This is a genomic window from Kribbella polygonati (assembly GCF_050320105.1).
Taxonomy (GTDB): Bacteria; Actinomycetota; Actinomycetes; order Propionibacteriales; family Kribbellaceae; genus Kribbella.
Genome location: NZ_CP190129.1, coordinates 4,221,922 through 4,241,438 on the forward strand (window position 1 = coordinate 4,221,922; position 19,517 = coordinate 4,241,438).

General features: G+C 68.9%; 15 protein-coding genes. 6 read left to right on the forward strand and 9 right to left on the reverse strand.

Annotated features, from left to right (window positions below):
• Positions 1-91: 91 nt before the first annotated feature.
• From ACQHIV_RS19995 to ACQHIV_RS20015, 5 genes are all read left to right on the forward strand, one after another.
• Positions 92-3,268, forward strand: coding sequence for a hypothetical protein (locus tag ACQHIV_RS19995; RefSeq protein WP_427896215.1), 3,177 nt, complete (start codon positions 92-94; stop codon positions 3,266-3,268).
• Positions 3,269-3,284: 16 nt separating this feature from the next.
• Positions 3,285-4,442, forward strand: coding sequence for an ROK family protein (locus tag ACQHIV_RS20000; RefSeq protein WP_427896216.1), 1,158 nt, complete (start codon positions 3,285-3,287; stop codon positions 4,440-4,442).
• Positions 4,443-4,552: 110 nt separating this feature from the next.
• Positions 4,553-6,925, forward strand: a complete 2,373-nt coding sequence (locus tag ACQHIV_RS20005; RefSeq protein ID WP_427896217.1) for an Ig domain-containing protein — start codon at positions 4,553-4,555, stop codon at positions 6,923-6,925.
• 132 nt (positions 6,926-7,057) lie between these two features.
• Positions 7,058-7,615: an RNA polymerase sigma factor gene (locus ACQHIV_RS20010; protein WP_427896218.1), complete on the forward strand. Its 558-nt coding sequence runs from the start codon at positions 7,058-7,060 to the stop codon at positions 7,613-7,615.
• On the forward strand, positions 7,612-8,511 hold the full coding sequence (locus ACQHIV_RS20015) for a hypothetical protein (protein WP_427896219.1): 900 nt from the start codon (positions 7,612-7,614) through the stop codon (positions 8,509-8,511). Before ACQHIV_RS20010 ends, ACQHIV_RS20015 begins: the two co-directional genes overlap by 4 nt.
• Here ACQHIV_RS20015 and groL read toward each other — a convergent pair.
• The 9 genes from groL to ACQHIV_RS20060 form a co-directional block, all read right to left on the reverse strand.
• A complete protein-coding gene (gene groL, locus ACQHIV_RS20020) occupies positions 8,508-10,202 on the reverse strand; it encodes a chaperonin GroEL (protein WP_427896220.1) in 1,695 nt (564 codons plus the stop codon). The two genes, ACQHIV_RS20015 and groL, sit on opposite strands and share 4 nt — an antisense overlap.
• Positions 10,199-11,233: an NAD(P)-dependent alcohol dehydrogenase gene (locus ACQHIV_RS20025; protein WP_427896221.1), complete on the reverse strand. Its 1,035-nt coding sequence runs from the start codon at positions 11,231-11,233 to the stop codon at positions 10,199-10,201. Before ACQHIV_RS20025 ends, groL begins: the two co-directional genes overlap by 4 nt.
• Positions 11,230-11,934 carry an iron-sulfur cluster assembly protein gene (locus ACQHIV_RS20030; protein ID WP_427896222.1) on the reverse strand — a complete coding sequence of 235 codons (705 nt, stop codon included), beginning with the start codon at positions 11,932-11,934 and terminating at the stop codon, positions 11,230-11,232. The genes ACQHIV_RS20025 and ACQHIV_RS20030 overlap by 4 nt, the downstream gene beginning before the upstream one ends.
• Entirely contained in the window at positions 11,934-12,944 is a 1,011-nt protein-coding gene (locus tag ACQHIV_RS20035) for an amidohydrolase family protein (protein ID WP_427896223.1), read from the reverse strand. The genes ACQHIV_RS20030 and ACQHIV_RS20035 overlap by 1 nt, the downstream gene beginning before the upstream one ends.
• Before the next feature lie 15 nt (positions 12,945-12,959).
• Positions 12,960-13,334, reverse strand: coding sequence for a propane 2-monooxygenase effector subunit MimD (gene mimD / locus ACQHIV_RS20040; RefSeq protein WP_427896224.1), 375 nt, complete (start codon positions 13,332-13,334; stop codon positions 12,960-12,962).
• Complete coding sequence (locus tag ACQHIV_RS20045) at positions 13,331-14,479, reverse strand: hypothetical protein (RefSeq protein WP_427896225.1); 1,149 nt, start codon at positions 14,477-14,479, stop codon at positions 13,331-13,333. The genes mimD and ACQHIV_RS20045 overlap by 4 nt, the downstream gene beginning before the upstream one ends.
• A gap of 47 nt (positions 14,480-14,526) precedes the next feature.
• A complete protein-coding gene (locus tag ACQHIV_RS20050; RefSeq protein WP_427896226.1) occupies positions 14,527-15,573 on the reverse strand; it encodes an NADH:ubiquinone reductase (Na(+)-transporting) subunit F in 1,047 nt (348 codons plus the stop codon).
• Between the two features lie 11 nt (positions 15,574-15,584).
• Entirely contained in the window at positions 15,585-17,237 is a 1,653-nt protein-coding gene (locus ACQHIV_RS20055; RefSeq protein WP_427896227.1) for a hypothetical protein, read from the reverse strand.
• Positions 17,238-17,322: 85 nt separating this feature from the next.
• Positions 17,323-17,553 carry a hypothetical protein gene (locus ACQHIV_RS20060; protein ID WP_427896228.1) on the reverse strand — a complete coding sequence of 77 codons (231 nt, stop codon included), beginning with the start codon at positions 17,551-17,553 and terminating at the stop codon, positions 17,323-17,325.
• A gap of 100 nt (positions 17,554-17,653) precedes the next feature.
• Here ACQHIV_RS20060 and ACQHIV_RS20065 point away from each other — a divergent pair, with 100 nt between their 5' ends.
• The gene (locus tag ACQHIV_RS20065) at positions 17,654-19,435 is read left to right on the forward strand and encodes a sigma-54-dependent Fis family transcriptional regulator (protein WP_427896229.1); all 1,782 of its coding nucleotides are present in this window, start codon (positions 17,654-17,656) and stop codon (positions 19,433-19,435) included.
• Positions 19,436-19,517 lie beyond the last annotated feature (82 nt).

Consider the following 19,517-nt stretch of genomic DNA (forward strand, 5'->3'; position numbering starts at 1 on the left):
CACCATGGCTAGGAACTCACTGGTTCTCGCTTACGAAGAAGATTCGATCACCGTAGACACGGGCAACCTCCGCGTCCGTATCCCCCGCACAGTGGCCGCCCCCGGCCTCCAGTTCGACCACGGCACCGGCTGGCTCGGCCGCACCACGTTCCGGAACGCGCCGCCGATCGTAGGGTTGCAGACCATCCTGCAGGAAGCCGGCGACCTGTTCGCCACCTTCCGCCTCACCTATGAGTTCGAAGGCTCCGCGAGCTATACGGCCACGATCCGCTGCATCGCGGGCTACGACCACCTCGAGCTCGATGAGGAGATGAGCGGTCTGGGCGATGCGGAGTGGGAGCTGGAGTGGACGAACTTCCAGCCCACCCACCGCTTCTCCTCCACCTGGCCGTACTCCCAGGAGCCCGGACCGCGTCCCTGGCTCCCGATCGACGAGCCGCTGGTCATCGGCGACACCGGCGAGGACCCGGCGTTCTTCGGCTCCGCCCGCACCGAGGACCCGGCGGAGGAGTTCGCGTTCACGGTCGCGCCGTACGCGCCGTCGTACGCCTTCGACGTCCGGCCGCACGCGACCTTCTGGAACGCCCGCACCAGCGTCGGCGTGTTCGTGCTCCGCCCGGAGCGTTGGGACGACCAACAGTACGCGTTGTGGGCGTCGTCGCCGGCGCTGCGGATCCGCTTCCGGTACGACGGCGTCCTGCGCTGGACCTGGCCCTTGCGGGACGGCACGCGGCGGACCGGGATCGCGTGCTACGACCACGACCGGGATCTCGGCGTACCGCGGGAGTTCCGGACCACGCACGTACGGCAGCTGCAGCACTGGCACAGCACGCTCAGCCTCGACCTCGTGAAGGACTGGCAGCTCTGGCACGACGGCCCGCGACCGCCGTCGCCGTTCGACGAGGGGCCGATCGCGTCCGCGGAGGAGTTCCTGGACGAGCTGTTCGACGGTGCCGACGGGCCGCGGCTGATCGCGCGGGGCGTGAACGACGTCGAGGGGTACAGCAACATCGGGCAGCGGCCGCTGTACGAGCGGTTCGTCGACGGGTACGCGCGGCTCCGGGACAAGCTCGATCCGGTCGAGCGGGAGCGGGTCGAGGCCTTGCTGCTGCTGAACGCGTACGTCGCGGCGGGTGAGGAGATCGGGCCGATGCTGCGGATGTTCGGCGGGCACCCGAACTTCATGGCGGACGGGAAGGCGGCACTCGGGTGTTTCGCGTGGCTGTTCCCGGAGCATCCGGCCGCGGCGTCGTGGCTCGAGCAGTTCGGGAAGTTCGTCGAGCTGGTGGCGGCGTTCAACACCCGCCCGGCGGACGGGGACGCGCTCGGCGGGCGGTGGACCGAGAGCCTGGCGACGTACGTGTGGGCGTTCCTGCGGCCGACCGTGCTCGGGAACATCTGCGGGATGCTGGCGGACGGGCGGAATCGGCTGGCGACCCCTCGACTCGCGGAGATGGGGGCGTGGCTCGTCGACTCGTTGACCGTGCCAATGACCTTCGGCGGCCGGGTCCATCCGCCGCAGGGCGCGCATGCGTACTGGCCGCGGCACCCACCGTTGGAGCTGCGGCTGCTCGCGCAGGCGTTGCGGAACTACGCGCCGCTGGTCGCCGAGCATTTGCTGTGGGCAAGCAGTCCGGACGCCTCGTTGCTGGAGCATCGGCTAGGCGCGGCGGATCCGTGGCGGTTCGCGGTCGAGGGCGGGACGGGGACCAATCCGCGGTTGCGCAGTACGAAACATGCCGGGTACGGCGTTACGCTGCGCGCGGACGTGGACCGGCCGACCGAGGTCGCGGTGTTCCTGCAGCAGACGGATCCGGGGCCGAACTACCGGTGGGGCGTGCCCGGCAACAACGGTTCCGGGACGATCTACTACTACGCGGGCGGACGGAGCTACAGCGGGCACGGTCCGGAGGACGCGGGCGACCGGCGGGCGCCCGCGGCGACGTACACGAGTTCGTTCGGCGTGTGGGCGGACGGGTCGTACCGGTCGATCGGGCCGAACCGGCTGGAGCGGCCGCTGCACGACCTCGGCTGGGCGCAGTACGCCGAGATCACCTCGGCGGGCGGTCCGTACCGGAGCCGGTCGGTGATGCTGATCGGCAGCGACTACCTCACGACGTACGACGCGGTCGCGCCGAACCAGCGGACCGCGTGGACGTGGTCGGTGTCGACGGCCGCGACCGGGTGGGACGCGAACAGCGTGGACGAGGTCGTGGACGAACTGCCGTTCATCCACGTCGTGGGGCGGGAGTTGTCGGAGTTCACGACCGAGTTCAGCCGCGGCGTCCGCACCGAGAGCCCCGCGGACGGCTCCGGCGGCAACGTCCTCGCCGTCGTCAGCCATCGCCGCGACCTGCGCGTCACGGACACCCCGTGGGGCGCTCGGGTGGAGACCCCCGACGGGACAGACTTCGTCTTCCGCCGTACGGCGTCCGTCTACTACGACCCCGCGCAGATCACCTATGACGGAGAGGTCCACTTCACCGGCACCGCCGGCGTCGTACGCCTGGCCGCCGACCAGCGACTCGCTCTCTTCCAGGGCTCCCGCATCGGCACCTCCGACCTCACCCTCACCACCCCGGATCCCGAGCTGGCCATTTCGCTCCACCTCCCCACCTTCAAAGGCGTCTACTACTCCCCTCACGACAGCACCTTCACCCTCTCCCGAACCCCCGGCCGCCTGCACGTCGACGGCCTCCCCACCACCACTCTCCCCGCGGGCCGCCACCACTGGGAGATCACCTCCGGCAAACCTCAACCGGTCCCGCCCCGGATCACCCACCTCACCGGAACCACCGTCCACTTCACCGCCGTACCAGCGGCCGAACAGTACGAACTCCAACTGAGCGACGACGGCGGTCACAGTTGGCGCACGATCGCGGTGACACCGCAGACAAGCGTTGGGCTGGGGGCGGTTGAGGGACACGTGCGGGTGATCGCGGTCAACACTGACCAACGGAGCGAACCCGGAAAGGACTACCCGGTGCGACCGACCGAAGGCCCACCGGCGGCGCCGGCGGGTTTGCGGGTGAACGGCCACGAGGTGACGTGGGGCGAGGTGCTCGGCGTCACCGGCTACCGGCTGTACCGCCGGACCGGCGGCGCCTTCGAGGAGGTCTACCGCGGCCTGCGCCGACGGTTCGAGGCAGAGCCCGGGGAGTACGCGGTGGCAGCCGAGAACGACTACGGAGTGAGCGAACGCACCACCTCCGTCAATACCTACGAGGCGGTCTTCCGGCGCGAACACACATACAGCCGGTTAGGGTGACCGCAGGAGGAGGGCGATGGTCGACAGCACCAAACTTTCCGGCGAGAACCCCGCACTGCTACGCCGCATCAACCGCTCGGCGGTACTGCGCGCCCTCGACCCGGAGACGCCGCAGACCATGGCCGAACTCGTCACCCGCGTCGGCCTGTCCCGCCGCACTGTCGAGGATTCTCTCGCCGAACTGCTCGCCGAGGGTTGGGCATCGGTGGCAGCAGCAGCCGCGGGTGACGCGAGCACGCGGAGTGCGGAGGTTGTCGAACGGCGGGCCGCAGGGCGTCCCGCGCGGCGGTTCCGGTTCCGGGCGGAGGCCGGGCGGGTGGCGGGGATCGACCTCGGGGCGGCACGGATCGAGTGCCTGGTCACCGATCTGTCCGGGACGATCCTGGACGAGGCGGCCATCGAGGCGGATCCGGGGTGGCCGGCGGAGCGACGGCTCTCGGTGGCGCGGGAACTGCTCACCGGCACCCTCGCCTCCGGTACGGCGCCGTTGCTCAGCCTCGGTGTCGGTACGACGGGGATCGTCGACGCCGGCCGCATCATGTTGAGCACCGCATTGCCCGACTGGACCGGGTTCGACGTCGCCGGGGCGTTGCGCGCCGCCGTCGACTGCCCCGTCCTGGTCGAGAACGACGGCAACGTCGCCGCGATCGCGGAGCGCTGGCTCGGCGCGGCCACGGACGTACCGGACGTACTCCTGATCCATGCCGGCCGCCGGATCACCGCCGGTGTCGTGATCGACGGCAGACTCCATCTCGGCCGCCACCGCCGGGCGGGCGAAGTGGGCACCATGCCGATGCTGCACTGGGAACGGATCCTCACCGACCTCGCCGCCATGGCGCAGCCGCACACCACGGGGGGCCGACGGCCTCCGCGTCCGGTGTTCGCGGAGGTTGCCCGCGATCTGGCGGTCGGGGTGGCTGCCATGGCCTTGACGCTCGATCCGGATGTCGTGGTGCTCGGTGGGCAGTTGAGTGCGCTCGGGGCCGGGTTCCGGCGGGAGTTCGAGGCGGCGCTGGCGACGCACTGCCCGTGGGAACTCGAGGTCCGGAACTCGACACTCGGCGGACGCGGCGTCTCCTTGGGCGCCGTCCGGCTCGCTCTCGACGAGGTCGAGTCGCGGCTCTATGCCGTCGACGGCGCGGACCGAACAGCCGGCGTCCTCGCCGCTCGCTGACCTGCCAATCCTGCGCGGAACTGTTCGAAACCTTGACGCAGCGATCACCCACGTCTTCAATAGCTGCATTATGCGGGGTAGTCGCATAATCAACCCGAAGGGAGTCGAGGGTGAGGAAAAGACGGATCACCGCCAGTCTCGTCGCAGCCGCACTCGCCATGTCGTCACTCGGAAGTGGCTTCGCATCCGCCACAGCACCACAGCTGCGGATCGACGCGGGCTACCTGTCGATCGCACTGAGCAACTCGGGCCGGGTCACCGCGCTGACCGACGTACGGTCCGGCAAGGACTACCTGGCGCCGGGCAAGTCCGCCCCACTCGTCAGCCTCTTGGTCGACGGGCATCTCGAGGAGCCGACCTCCGTCACGCCACCGGTCCTGCCCGACCAGCGGCACGACCCGGCGACACTCGAGTTCAAGTTGCCCAGTGCAACGGTCCAGGTCAGCGTCGTCCGGAGGCCGACGTACACCACGCTCGCCATCACCGGCCTGCATGCGAAGGGCGGCGCCGACGTACAGACCGCGTTCTGGGGGCCGCTTCCGACCGTGATCAGCCCCAAGAACGCCAACCAGGAGGTCGGCGAGGCAGCAGGTGTCGTGCGCGACCAGGGCTTCGCGTTCGGCCTACGTCCGCTGAACGACAAGACTGTCGGCGCCTGGCCGATCGAGGACGGGCAGTACGGCTTCGCGTCCGACGTAACCGAGAACCCGTACGACCTGCAGGTGGACGTGATGTACGAGTGGAGCGCCGCGGCCGTGACGCCGTGGGGCAGCCTGCTCCGCGCCTACACGTACGACTACAGCAAACAGCGCACCCGGCGGGAGCGGAACGGCTTCAACGGTTCCGCGTCCTTCGAGCTCGGTCCGCTGACCGGCCCGGACGCCGGCATCGTCGGCTCGTCGGTGGCCGTGTTCGGCAGCGCTCCCGAGCTCGCTCCGACCGTCCTCAGCCAGGTCGAGGTCGGCGAGGGCCAGCCGCACCCGACGCTGAACGGCCAATGGCAGAAGGTGTCCCAGGGCAGCTCGGCCTCCGAGTTCTGGCTGACCACCGGGTCGAACAACGTCGCCGACTATGCCGACCTGGCCCGCGCGTCGGGCCTCGACTGGATCTACGACGCCACTGGCGGGCGTGGCCCCTGGGCGTCGACCGGGCACTACGGGCTGAGCAACGCCTACCAGAACAGCGACGACGCGCTCGCGGCCGGGGTACGGTCCGCCAACCAGCGCGGCGTGCAGATGGGCGCCCACACCCTGTCCGACTTCATCGAGCCGAACGACGCCTACCTGAAGGCGCCGGCCGATCCGCGTCTCGCCGTACGGCCTGGCCCGCGGCTGACCCGGGCACTCGCACCCGGCGACGGGCAGTTGTACGTCGACGACGTCACCCGGCTCGCCCCCGGACCGGCGAACCTGCTGCGGATCGGCAACGAGTTCGTCAGCTACACCGGTCAGGAGAAGGTAAGCGACACGGAGTGGCGACTGACCGGCCTCACCCGCGGGGCCTGGACTTCGACGCCGGTCGCCCACAGCGCCGGCGATGCGGCGCAGGTCGTCGTCAAGAACTCGTACGGCGGCGCGATCGGCGGCCTCGGTGTCATCGACGAGATCGCGGACCGGCTCGCCACGCTGTACGGGAAGGCCGGCCTGAAGGGGATCTCGTTCGACGGCCTCGAGTCCGCGTCCCAGAGCGGCTGGGGTTCGTACGGGATCGCGCGGATGGTGAACGGCTTCTACCGCGACCTCGACGCGAAGGCGGCCGACGGGTTCGTCAGCGAGGCGAGCCGGATCTCATCGAACACGTGGAGCGTGCAGACCCGGATGAGCTGGGGCGAACCGAACATCACCTCACTCGACCAGGTGATCCGCAACAACCGGTTCTACCGGGCGAACTTCCTGCCCGGAATGATGGGCCAGACCACTCTGTCCACCACCCGGAAGGACGCGATCGTCGGGGCACTGGCGGTCGCCGCGTCCTGGAACGCCGGCAGTCAGTACTACGCAAGTCTGTCGCTGGGCTCCACGTCAGCCGGCAGGGATCTCCTGGCAGCTGTTCGCGCGTGGGAGTCGGCACGTAACGCGGGCGCGTTCACGCCGGAGCAGCGCGCCGCACTGGGCGACACGAAAAGACACTGGCAACTGACGACGATCGCGCCGGACAGCGAGTGGTCCCTGCAAGAGCTCGACGCCGCCGGCGCGCCGCTCGGGGCGGCTCAGCCGGTCAAGGCACCGGTCCCCCACCTGGACGGCAACCCACCGACCGCGCGAGCCGGTGCACTGTACGAGTACAAGCTCGGCACCAACACGCCCCAGACACGGAAGTTCACTGTGACCGGAGGTGCATTGCCCGCAGGCCTCACCTTGGACTCCGACACCGGCGCGATCACCGGCATCCCAGCTGGGCCCGGAACGAGCACTTTCACCGTCAGCACCGACAACGGCCCGCGGCCCGCGGCAGCTGCGACGTACACCATCACCACCCGCTGATCACCACTGGACGGGACCGCGGCCGGCACCGCCCGCGGTCCCGTCGTACGAGACCTTGCCGGATACGCACGGGACCCCGGGTATGGGGTCGGGACATGAAGGAGGTGAACGCGGGACGATCTGGAGGTGGCGGTGGGTGACGGGGAGTTGTGGGAGCGGGGGCCCGACGGGTTCGGGGTGCTGTTCGATCGGCATGCGAAGGTTGTCTACAACTTCGTGTTCCGGCGGATCGGGTCCTGGAGCGATGCCGAGGACCTGACGTCGCTGGTGTTCCTGCATGCGTGGCGGCGGCGCGGCGACGTCGTCCTGGTGCACGACTCGGCGTTGCCGTGGTTGTTGCGGACGGCCGACTACGTGGTGCGGAACGAGCGGCGGCGGCAGCGGTTCCGGTGGCTGAACCTGCACAAGCAGGTGCCGGCCACCGACGAGCCCGATCACGCCGACCGGGTGGCCGCGCGGATCGACGACGAACGCGAGGCCCGGCAGTTGCGGGCCTTGCTGGCGAAGTTGCCGCGGCACGAGCAGGAGATCGTCGAGCTGTGCTTCTGGAGCGGCCTCGACGCGCAGTCGGCGGCCGTCGCACTCGACGTACCGCTCGGCACCGTGAAGTCCCGGCTCGCCCGGGCGCGGAAGCGCCTGCGCGAGCTCAGCGTCGTCGTACCGTCGGATTCCCTGGAGAAGCTGTCATGAACGAACTGCTCACCCGCCGGCCCGACCACCCGCTGCCGCCCGAGACCCACGAGCGGATGCGCGCGGACCTGCTGGCCGCCATCGAGACCAAACCACGCCGCACCCTCGCACCGATCGTCGCGGCCGCCGCCGTGCTCGTCGTCGTCGCCGGTCTGATGATCGCCGTACGAACCAAGCCGCACACCGCCCCGCCCGCCGCCCGGCCGAACGCGACCCGGGCGCTGACGGCGGCCGAGACCGAAACCCTGCGCACGCAGTGCCTGACCGAGGCGAACCGGATCACCAGCAAGTCACTGCCGCATCCGTTCACCGACTTCAAGGTGGTACGAGCGTTCGAGTTCACCGGCGTGCGGGATCCGAAGGTGGTCAGCACCTGGCTGATCGGCTACGGCATCGAGAAGTTTCCGCAGCCGAAGGGGATGCCGGAACTGCCGGACCGGAGCCATCCCACGTACTGGCTGTGCAGCCGGACGGCGGGCGGCGTCGTCAGCGAGCCGAGTATCCGCTTCGGTCCCGGCGCCCGGTTGTCCGGCAGCCCGTTCATGCGAATCGCCCGGAACGCCGGGGTGTACACGAAGACGGTCGCCCGGATCACGGTCCAGCCGAAGGGCGGGTCGCCGCTCGACGCCGTACTGCAGGACGGCTTCTGGTTCGCCCCGACCGTCGGGCGTACGGACTGGGGACCGTACGACTCCGACGATCCGGGCCGCAACGACTTCGTGATCCGGGCGTACGACGCCGACGGCAACCTGCTCGGCACCGACAGCGGGATCGACCCCAGCGCGCCGACGGTGACCTGCCCGTTGGTGTTCGTCACGCTGCCGAACGGGAAGACCGACACGGTGCCGAAGACGCCGACGCCGCCCGAATGTGTCGAGTACCGCTGGCCCTCCTAACCGACGGAGGGGCCGAGGCCGAGGGACTGCGGCGTGCTGGAGTCGGGGGAAGGCTGGTGCAGGCCTTCGTCCAGCGCGCCGTACTCGGTCATCAGGGACGGGCTGCCGCCCCACGGGGTCTGTTCCTCGGCGATGAGGGTGTTGGTGGTGAGCAGCAGGCCGGCGACCGAGGCGCCGTTCTGGAGGGCGGAGCGGGCCACCCGGAGCGGGTCGATGATGCCCATCGCAAGCATGTTCCCGTAGCGGCCCTCCAGGGCGTCGAAGCCCTCGTCGACGTCCATCGCGGTCGTGCGTTCGAGCACCTCGGCGCCGGAGTACCCGGCGTTCGCGGCGATCAGGTACGCCGGTTCGCGCAGCGCGCGGCGGACGATCTCCACGCCGATCCGGTAGTCGCCCTGTACGTCGAGGTCGTCCAGCGCGGGCGATGCGTGCAGCAGCGCCATCCCGCCGCCCGCGACGATGCCCTCGGCCATCGCGGCCCGGGTTGCCGACAGTGCGTCCTCGACACGATGCTGCAGCTCCTTCAGCTCGACCGGTGTCGGCGCGCCGACCCGGATGATCGCGACCTTGCCGGACAGTGCGCCGATCCGCTCCGTCAGCACGTCCTCGTCGACGCCGAACGTCGCCCGCTCCAGCTCGGCCCGCAGCTGCGCCACCCGGAACGTCACGTCCTGCTCGTGCCCCGAGCCGGCGACGATCGCCGTACGGTCGGCCGTCACCCGCACCTGGTCCGCCCGGCCGAGCTGGTCGATCGTCATCGTCTCCAGGCTGAACCCGGAGTGCCGGCTGTACACCGCGCCGCCCGTGATCGCGGCGATGTCCTCCAGCTTGTGCAGCCGCCGGTCGCCGAAGCCGGGCGCCTTCACCGCGACGCACTGGAACAGCCCGTTGACGTGGTTGTGCACCAGCATGCTGAGCGCCGTACCTTCGAGGCTCTCCGCGATGATCACCAGCGGCCGCGGCTCACGCATGATCTTGTCGAGCAGCGGCATCACCTCCTGGACCTTGGTGATCTTCTCGCTGCACAGCAGGATGTACGGGTTGTCCAGGACGGCTTGCAGGCTGCCCGGGTCGGTCACCATGTACGGCGACAGGTACCCGTTGTCGAACTCGAACCCCTCGACGAAGTCCACGCTCATCCCGTGGACGGCGGACTCCTCGACGGTGACGATCCCGCCGTCGCCGACCCGGTGCAGCGCGCGGGCGATGACCGCGCCGACCACGTCGTCGTCGTTCGCCGAGATGGCCGCGACCCTCGCGTAGTCGAGCTCGGTCTGCACCGGATGCGCGACCTCGCGGAGCCGGTCGACGAGCTTGCCGACGGCCAGGTCGATCCCCCGTTTCACCAGGACCGGGTTGCCGCCGGAACCGATCGCGGCCATCCCCTCGCGGATGATCGCCTGCGCGATCACGGTCGCGGTGGTGGTGCCGTCGCCGACGATGTCGTTGGTCTTGATCGCGGCTTCCTTGACCAGTTGCGCGCCCATGTTCTCGAACTGGTTCTTCAGGTGCACCTCGCGGGCGATCGTGACGCCGTCGTTGGTGACCACCGGCGAGCCGGTGATCTTCTCCAGGATCACGTTGCGGCCCTTCGGGCCCAGCGTCGACTTCACCGCGTCGGCGAGCTGGTCCACCCCCGCCAGCAGAAGTTCCCGGGCGTTTTCACCGAATCGCAGTTCCTTTGCCATCACTTACCTCCGGGCACCAGGATCGCGCGGCCTCTGATCCGGCCGGCGTCGAGATCGGCGACCGCTTCGACGGCCGCGTCCAGCGGGTAGGTCCGGGTGTGCAGCGTGACCTTCCCGGCCTGCGCGAGCGCCATCAGCTCGGCCAGTTCGTTGTACGTGCCAACGATGTTGCCGACGATGTTCCGCTCGGTCGAGATGATGTCCAGCGTCGGGATCCGGACCTGGCCGCCGTACCCGATGACGAAGTACGACCCGCCCCGGCCGGTCATCGCGAAGCCGTCCTGCTCCGCGCCCTGCTCGGCGACGAAGTCGAGTACGACGTGCGCCCCGGCGCCGTCGGTCAGCTCCAGCACCTTCTCCACCTGCTTGCCGTCAGCAACCACCGTCTGGTCCGCGCCGAGCTGCTCGGCCAGCTTCAGCGCGTCCGGGTTGCGGTCCACGACGATGATTTGCGCCGCCGTCAGCGCCTCCAGGCACTGGACGCCGATGTGTCCGAGACCGCCCGCGCCGATCACCACGGCCGTCATACCAGGAGGCAGCAACGGCAGCGCCTTGCGCACCGCGTGGTACGCCGTGATGCCCGCGTCCGCGAGCGCCGCGACGTCCTCCGGCCGGGTACTCGGATCCAGCTTCACGCAGGCCCGCGCCGAGGTCAGCAGGTACTCCGCCATCCCGCCGTCGCTGTCGAGCCCCGGGAACGTGCTGTTCGAGCAGTGCATGTCGTCCCCTGCACGACACGCACGACACAGCCCGCAGGTCGGTGTCGGGTGCAGGATGACCGTGTCGCCGACCTGCACGTTCGTGACCGCGGAGCCGACCTCGTGCACCCAGCCGGCGTTCTCGTGCCCGATCGTGTAGGGCAGCGCCGGGTGCATCGCGGCGTCCCACTGCCCCTCGATGATGTGCAGGTCGGTACGGCACACGCCGGCGCCGCCGATCCTGACGACGACGTCCAGCGGGCCTTTCACGACCGGTTCCGGTACGTCGTCGACGACTGGTTGCTGGTGGTACCCGTGCAGTCGAACGGCCTTCATCCCAGCTCCTCCTCGCCCGCACCGGTCGCGGCGTACCGGTGCCTCAGCATTCCCCTGCAGATCCCGGTGTTGGCCTCGATCCCGGTCCGCGTCAACCGCGCCAGCCCGAGATGCCGCGCCGCCTCCCCCGGCCCGATCGGCGCTCCTGTCTCCACGTCCACCAGCAACGGCGCGTCCGGCCCGGCAGGCAGCCCGAGCTCCGCCCGCCGCCGAAGCAGCCGCTCCAGCGCCGCCGTCGCCGGCACGTCCCCGACCACACACCCCACCGGCTCGATGCCCACAGCAACCAGTTCCCGGCAGACGACATCAGTCCCTGCCAGTACCGACTTTCGGACGAACGTACGGCGCAGTTCGTCCAACTCCCCCGCCGCCTCCCCGGCGAATGTCTGCACGAAACCAGCTCGCGCTGATACCCCTGCATTGATCTGGGTAGCGGCGAAGTGGTCTTCCAGGGCTACGTCCACCGTGCGCACGTGGGGTAGCGCCGCGACGGCGTCGTACGCGTCGGCCACCATCAGGAAGGCGAAGTTGGGGGCGCAGAAGTAGGTCGGGAGGCGGAGGCGGACGACCGCGTCGCCGGCGGCCGACACGACGCAGGTGGACACGAAGCCCAGCGTCGTGATCGGCTCGTCCAGCTCCGGGTCCCGGACGGCACCCAAGGCGTCCAGCACCCGGTCCCGTTCGGTGACGACGGCTGTCATCAGGAAGCGACCAGATTCAGTTGCAGTTCGTTCGGAACCTTCAGGTCGTACAGCCTGGCGGCGTTCAGCCCGAGGATCTTCTTCTTCCCCTCGACCCCGAGCCGCGGGTAGTCCGCGAACTCCGGATCGTCCGGGAACTCCCAGTCCACGAACCCCTCGACCTGCCACTTCGGTTCCCAGATCCCGTAGTCGCTGCCGAACGTCATCTTGTCCTCGCCGACCCAGAACAGCAGCTCGCCCATCACCTTGGCGAAGAACCGCGGCCGGGCGTGCATCAGGCCGCCGATGACGACCGACAGACCGGCGTACACGTTGGGTTCCTGGGTGGCCATGAAGCAGAAGTCCTCGATCCGCGGCAGGCCGACGTGCTCCACGATGAAGTTCAGCTCCGGGAAGTCGGTCGCGGCGTGGTCGACGTCCGAGACGTCGAACGCGTCCTTGTCCAGCGGCCAGATCGTCGGGCCCTTGTGGACGTGGATGTTCTTGATCCCGAGCTCCTGCGCCTTCGCCAGGTAGGTGTACGCCGCCGGGTCGGTGAGCTTGTACCCACGCGATCCCGCGTTCCACTCGGCCGTGTAGAGCTTGACGCCCTTCGAGCCGTACCGGTCGACGTTCGCCGCCAGCTCCACCAGCCCGGCGTCGCCGTCGCGCGGGTCGAAGCGGGTGTTCAGCACGAACATCCCCGGATGCTTCTCCCCGAGGTTCGCGTTCTGCTCGGTGGTGTTGAAGCCTTCCTTGTACCACTCCTTCAGGTACGTCGGCTGGAAGATCGCCACGTCCACGTAGCCGTCCTCGAAGACGTCCTTCATCAGGTCGTCCTCGGTGTAGCTCATGAACTTCTCGATCGGCCAGTGGGTCTCCTTCGGCCCGAGGCCCTGGTACGCGTGGAAGCACTCGATCCAGCCCTTCGCGTACTGCTCGGCCCCCGGCACCCAGTTGTCCGGGCCGGCCTTCCACATGTGCATGTGGCTGTCGACCACGAAGTACTTCTCACCGTTCTTCTCGTACACGGACAGACCCCCTTGTCAGCTGGATGCGGTCAGGTCGAAGCCGATGTAGTCGGCGGCGTCCTCGGGGTTGGCGAACATGATCGTCCGATCGTCCAGGTGCACCATCCGCCCGTAGTGGGTGGACATGTTCTCCTCGAACTCGGCCTGGTCGAAGTACCCGGGCTCCTCGCCCAGCGCTTCGGAGATGTCGTCGTACACGAAGTCCATCCGGCCGACGGCGTCGACCCGGATCATCGACGGCAACGGCGTCACGGTGACGTTGTCGTAGGCCTTCATGACGTCCGCGACGACGACGCCGACCTGGTTGTTCATCAGCGTGACACCGCACTTGTTGGACGCCGTGTTGTCGGACTTGAACGGGCTCTCGACGACCGTCTTCAGCGTGGTCACTGTGCCAACTCCTTCGGTTCGGTGAGGCCCAGCGCGGTGACGATGCCGCTGAACCGGCTCTTCACGCGGTCGAGCCCGTCCTCGAACCGCGGCGGTTTGGCGTCCGGCTGCGACCAGAGCGGCTGCAGGGTCCGGGCCGCGGCCAGCGCCTTCGCGGTCCAGGTGCTCGCCCAGCCCGCCAGGATCGCCTTGTTGTGGTCCGCGAACTCCTTGTCGTTCGTGAGCAGTTCGAACATCGCGGTGGTGTAGCGCAGGTCGCGTTCGGCGAAGTCGTACTCCGCCGCGCCGATCACCGTCGGTGTCACGAAGTCGCCGTTGCGCGGGGCGGCCTGCTGCACCAGTTGGCTGCGGAACAGTTCGCCGACGAGCGGTTCGAAGACGACGTTCGCGGCGAAGATCGCCTCGCACCAGTCGTCGATCGCGGTCAGTTCCTCGGCGACCTCGCGGACGCCCTGCCAGGCCGGGTCGTGGTTCCAGGTTTCCAGGTGCGCCGTACCGTCGAAGCCCTCGATCTCCTCCGACAGCGTGAGGTTGTAGAGGGCGAGGTCCTGCGCGGCGCGGATCCGGTGCATGCTGTTCACCGAGATCGCGTTGTTGTGCATGTTCGTCGGTGCGCGCCGGTTCGCGTTCGCGTACAGGTAGAGGCCGAGGCCGTGGTCGACGTGCATCCAGGCGCCGACGTGCTGCTCGACGAACCGCACCCAGTTCGGGTTCCACTGCTCGAAGGCCTTGGTCGCCTTGGCGGCCTCGACGTTCTGGGTGACCTGGCGGACGACGTTCGAGTTGTAGCGGTAGAGCGTCAGCTCCCACTCCTCGTTCGGGTCGCGGAACTCGTGCCAGCCGGTGGCCGGCCATTCCTGGACGAACAGTCCGCCCGTACCCGGTCCGCGTTCCGGCGACGGCTTGTCGGAGCCCCACGCCTTCAGCACGGTCCAGTCCATCGGATAGCCGCCGCGGCCGTCGGCGAAGCCGTACAGCCAGCCCTGGCTGAGGTAGTGCCGCGGATCGGGCTGGACGTCGACCGTCACGTCCTCGTAGTGGCTCTGCTTGCGCTTCTGCGGTTTGTAGTAGTTGTAGTGCCGCAGGGTCGAGTCCGGGAACTCGCGGGCGCCGGCTTCGGCGTCGGTGAAGACCGGCTTGGGCACACTGCGTTCGGTTTTACCAAAATCCGGCGCAGCTTCCTGTGTGGTACTCATCTTGCCTCCAGCACCTTCGAGTCACCGGCGTCGCCGGTCGTCGTGAACTTGTCGTAGTAGATGTGCTTGGTCGCCACGCCGAGCCGCTCGAGCAGCGGGATCGCCGCCTCGACCATCGGCGGCGGGCCGCACACATACGCGTCGGCTCCGGTCAGGTCCGGCTCCAGCCGTTTCACTACGTCGGTGATCAGGCCGTTCTCGCCGTCCCAGTCCTCGTCCGACAGCGCCGGTACGTACTTGAACCGTGGCAGCGGCAGCGCCCGGAGCTCCTCCTCGAAGCACAGGTCCCTGGGCGTCCGCGCGCCGTAGTAGAACGTGGTCGGCCGGTCGATCCCGCGCTCGGCCATCGACCGGAGCAGCGCGAGGATCGGCGCCAGCCCGGCGCCGCCGCCGAGGAAGACCAACCGGGCGTCGAGGTTGTCCCGGAGGGTGAACACCCCGAACGGCCCGGTCAGCTCCAGCCGGTCGCCGACCCGCAGACGCCGGTCGAGGAACTCCGAGAACACGCCGCCCGGGTACACCTTGATGACGAACTCGAGCTCGCCCCCCTCCCCGTTGACACCGCCTCGGCTGGAGGTGTTCGCCATCGAGAACGACCTGGTCTGATCGGTGTCCGGGACGGCGATGTCGACGTACTGCCCGGGGAAGTACTTCAGCTCCCCGGGCTCGGTCAGCCGCAGCACCAGGTGCCGCAGGTCGTGGGTCACCGGGGTGATCGCCACGACCTCGGCCGTACGTTCCTGGATCGGCAGCCCGGAGCGGATCATGTCCGCGTCGTAGTTGAGCAGCTCGATCGTGAGGTCCTCGAAGGCGTGCGCGCGGCAGAGCAGCGTGTAGCCCTCGTCCAGTTCGTACTCCGGGAGCGCGAAGGTGCTGTAACGGTCCAGGTCGATGTCCTCACCGTCGAGGACGAACGACTTGCAGGACGCGCACTGCCCCTCCTTGCAGCCGTGCATCAGCATCACGCCCTGCTCGGCCGCCGCCCGCAGGATCGTCTGGTCCTCGTCGACCTCGATCTCGATGCCGACCGGTTCGAACCTCACGACGTGCTTCATCAGGCGTCAGCTGGTGCCGGGCGGCCGGCGGGGCCTCCCTTGACGTAACGGGCGGCGAACGCGGTGCGCTCGTCGTCGGACATCTCGTTCAGCAGGACGTTCGGGCTCGCCAGCGGCGGGCACTTGCGCAGGTGGTCGAGCGTCCACATCTTGCTCGGGTCCAGGTCGAGGTGCGGCTGCGCGACCATGGTCTTGCCGTCGTCGCGGACGAAGCCCATGTCGGACACCACATCGGCCCAGTTCCAGCCGTGGTACAGGGTCTCCCACTCGCGGTGACCGATCAGCTTGCCCATGTTCGGCGTGTTCCGGCCCATGTACGTCGGGCGGAACGCGGTCTCGTCGGTCCACTTGCACATCTCGTGGCAGTACGTCCGCCACTGCCCGTCGACCTTCGCCATCACCATGTCCTCACGGACCAGGCACGGCACCATGCACGTCCAGCAGCGGTGCGGGTACTCGTAGTCCACGTCCTCGAACACGATCGGCTTGTGCCCGTTCGGCCGGGAGAGCCGGTTGTAGTTCTCCCACCACGCGCCGTACTTGTCGTACCAGCCCGGGTACTTGTACTCGAACCACTCGAAGTCCTTGTCGGTCATCGGGTCGATCCGCCAGTAGTTGGCCAGCCACCCGGTGGCGAAGAACTGCGCGACCTCGTGCACGTAGCCCTTGTTCCAGATCTGGTTCCAGGACTCCTCGATCAGGTCGTGCGGGATCTCGAGTCCGTACTTCTCCAGCGGCACCAGGTAGCTGCGGTAGTAGTCGTCGTAGATCCAGCGGCGCCACATCTCGGCGTACGACTCGCGGTCCTTGCGCCGGTCCTTGGTGCCGTACTCGATGAACGTGCCGATCGCCGCGTCGACGACGCGGTGGTTGTTCCACCAGGCGTACCGCAGGTCGCGGGCCAGCAACTGGTGGTTGTCCTCGTCGGCGAGCGCCATCAGGAGGGTCGCGTAGCCGTTGCTGATGTGCCGCGACTCGTCCGACTGCACCGAGTGGAAGACCGTCGGCAGCAGGTAGTCGCCGTTCGCGGCGGCCTCGGCCGGCATCGCGACGAACAGCGTGTTGGTGAAGGCGGTCTCGGCCACGATCGTCAGGTAGATGCTGGCCGCGGTGATCGCGTCACCGGTGATGAACCCCTCGGCGAACTGCCGGCCGATGGTGCCGCAGTAGTCGCTCTGGAAGTTCCGCAGGCTGGAGTTGAAGCCCGCCGGGTCGATGTAGTTGTTCATGTACAGGCGTTTGAGGTTCTGCTGGATCGTCGAGTGCCTGACCTCGTCGATCATCTGGATGGCCTGCCCGTTGTGCAGTTCGGGGTTCGGCACGGTCCGGAACAGCAGCGGCATCGCCCGCGCGGCGGAGATCTCCGGCAGCGGGATGATGCTCAGGAACAGCTTCTGCCATTCCAGCCAGCGTTCCTGGACCTGGCGGAACATGTTGCCGCGGATCGCGCCGTCCGAGGCGCCGTACACCCGGTGGTCCTTCTCCTCCTGCATCGGGAAGTACGACCGCAGCACCTGCTTCAGCGGGTCCTTCTTCTGGGCCTTGCGGAACGTGTAGTCGGTGCCGTACTGGGAGACCGGCTCGTGGTACGCCGGTTCCCAGGACAACTCCTGGATCTTCTGGTGGGCCTTCGCCACACTCTGGCGACTCATGGCACTCCTCCCGCTCATGTGACCGGCTGTCACCTGCAGTACAGCCCGGGCCGGAGTGTGATGGAGGTCTCAAATTGAGAAGCCGTCAGGAATCGCCGAAGAACGTCTCCCGGAGCTCCGCCAGCTTGGCGTCCTTCTCGTCCGTGAGCCGCTGATCGCCTTGCGGATCGGGCCGGATCCCCAGGCAGCGCAGCAGTTCCGCGGCCGGTTCGCCCGGATGCCCGGTGGCGCCGAGGACCGGGTGCAGGCCCGCGTCGGCGAGGTGCTCGAAGACCAGGTGTACGACCGACCACGGGTTGTAGGACTCGTCCTCCATCTGCCCAGCACAACCTAGCGGCGAGCGGTCGGTTGTCTCATTCTGAGACAGCGCTTGCGGCCCACTGCACTACGCTCGAAGGGAGCGTCAGGGAGGCCCCGTGGACGAGCTCACACCTACGGCGGACGACAACCTCCGGACCGCGACGGCCCGGCTGAACTTCCTCACGTTCGATCCTGTCGAGGTCCGCGACGTCCGGCCGCCGATCCTCGCCTCCTGGGTCCGGTCGCAGCACTGGAACCTGCCGCCGGACCGGATCCAGTTGCCGTACGTCGCCGACCCGGACCTGGAGGTCCCGCTCGCCCGGAGCGCCGGCCCGGTGCTGCGCAAACTCCACGAGAACCTCGACGGCCAGCCGATCAGCGTCATCCTCACCGACAGGTCCGGCCTGGTGCTGCAACGGCTGACCGCGGACGCCGGCCTCGCCCGGCACCTCGACAAGGTCTACCTGGCGCCGGGCTTCAGCTACGCGGAGGAGTTCGCCGGGACGAACGGGATCGGGACCGCGCTGGAGGGCGGCGGGCCGATGCAGGTGTTCGGCCACGAGCACTACGCGGAGGACCTGGAGGACCTCGCGTGTGCCGGCGTACCGATCAAGCATCCGCTGAACGGCAAGACGGTCGGCGCCATCGACCTGACCTGCTGGCGCAAGGACGCCGGGTCGCTGCTGATGGCGCTGGCGAAGACGACGGCCGAGAACATCCGTGCCGCGTTACTCAAGGACAGCTCGACCCGCGAGCTGACCTTGCTGGAGACGTACCTGCAGCGCTCGCGGCGGCTCGGCGACCTGGTCATCGCGGTCGACGAGGATCTGCTGCTGATGAACGCGAAGGCGCGCCAGTCGCTGGACACCGACGACCAGCGCGCGGTCCTGGCGTACGCCACGGAGATCCTGCAGAGCGGGACGACCGAGGCGATCCTGACCGAGCTGCCGAGCGGGTCCTGGGTCCGGATCACCTGCCGGCCGGTGGGCGCCCGGCCCGGCGCCGGGATCATCCAGGTCAGCCCGCAGTCGACGGCCCTCGCCGTACGGTCGCCGGAGTCCGGGCACCGCCCGCCGCCGCGGCCGGTGCTGCCCGGGCTGGTCGGCCGGAGTGCGCCGTGGCTCGGCAGCAGCCGCGAGGCCGACAACGCGTGCCGCGCCGGTCAGTGGGTCGTGCTGACCGGCGAGCGCGGCGTCGGCAAGGTCGCGCTGGCGCGGGCGGCGCACCGGCAGAACAAGGCGGGCCTGTTCCACATCGTCGACGCCACCCGCGACGGCTTCCCCGCGGAACTCGACGCGGAGCTGTCCGACGACTCGGTGCAGACCCTGGTCGTCCAGCACGTCGAGGCGCTCGACCCGGCCGGCGTCGCCGGTCTCGCGGACGCGCTGTACGGCGTGCTCGAACGGCGGCCGTCCGAGCCGCCGTGGGTCGTGCTGACCCTCACCGGTGACCAGCCGCAGCACCTCGGCGAGCTGCTCACGCTGTTCCCGCTGACCGTCGAGGTCCCGCCGCTCCGCCACCACATCGAGGACGTCCGCGAGCTGGTCCCGTACTTCCTGGAGCAGCTCAGCCACGGCGAGCTCACCTGCGGTCCCGACACGATGCAGCAGCTGCTGCGCTCGGCGTGGCCCGGCAACACGGCGGAGCTGTGCCAGGTGCTGCAGCAGGTCGTCGTACGGCGGCGCCGGGCGGGCGTGATCGTGCCCGCGGACCTGCCGGGCCGGACCCAGGCGGTCAGCCGGCGCAGCCTGAGCCAGCTGGAGGCGCTCGAACGGGACGCGATCATCCGCAGCCTGATCGCGAACGACGGGCACAAGGGCCGGGCCGCGAAATCGCTCGGGATGTCCCGCGCGACGATCTACCGGAAGATCCACGATTATGGAATACAGCCTCCGTAAGTGTGATCGGAGCTGCACCTGAAATCGTCGTTCCTGACAGATTTGATCAGATTGCTCTTGCCGCGAGCCTGCCGCTCGGGGT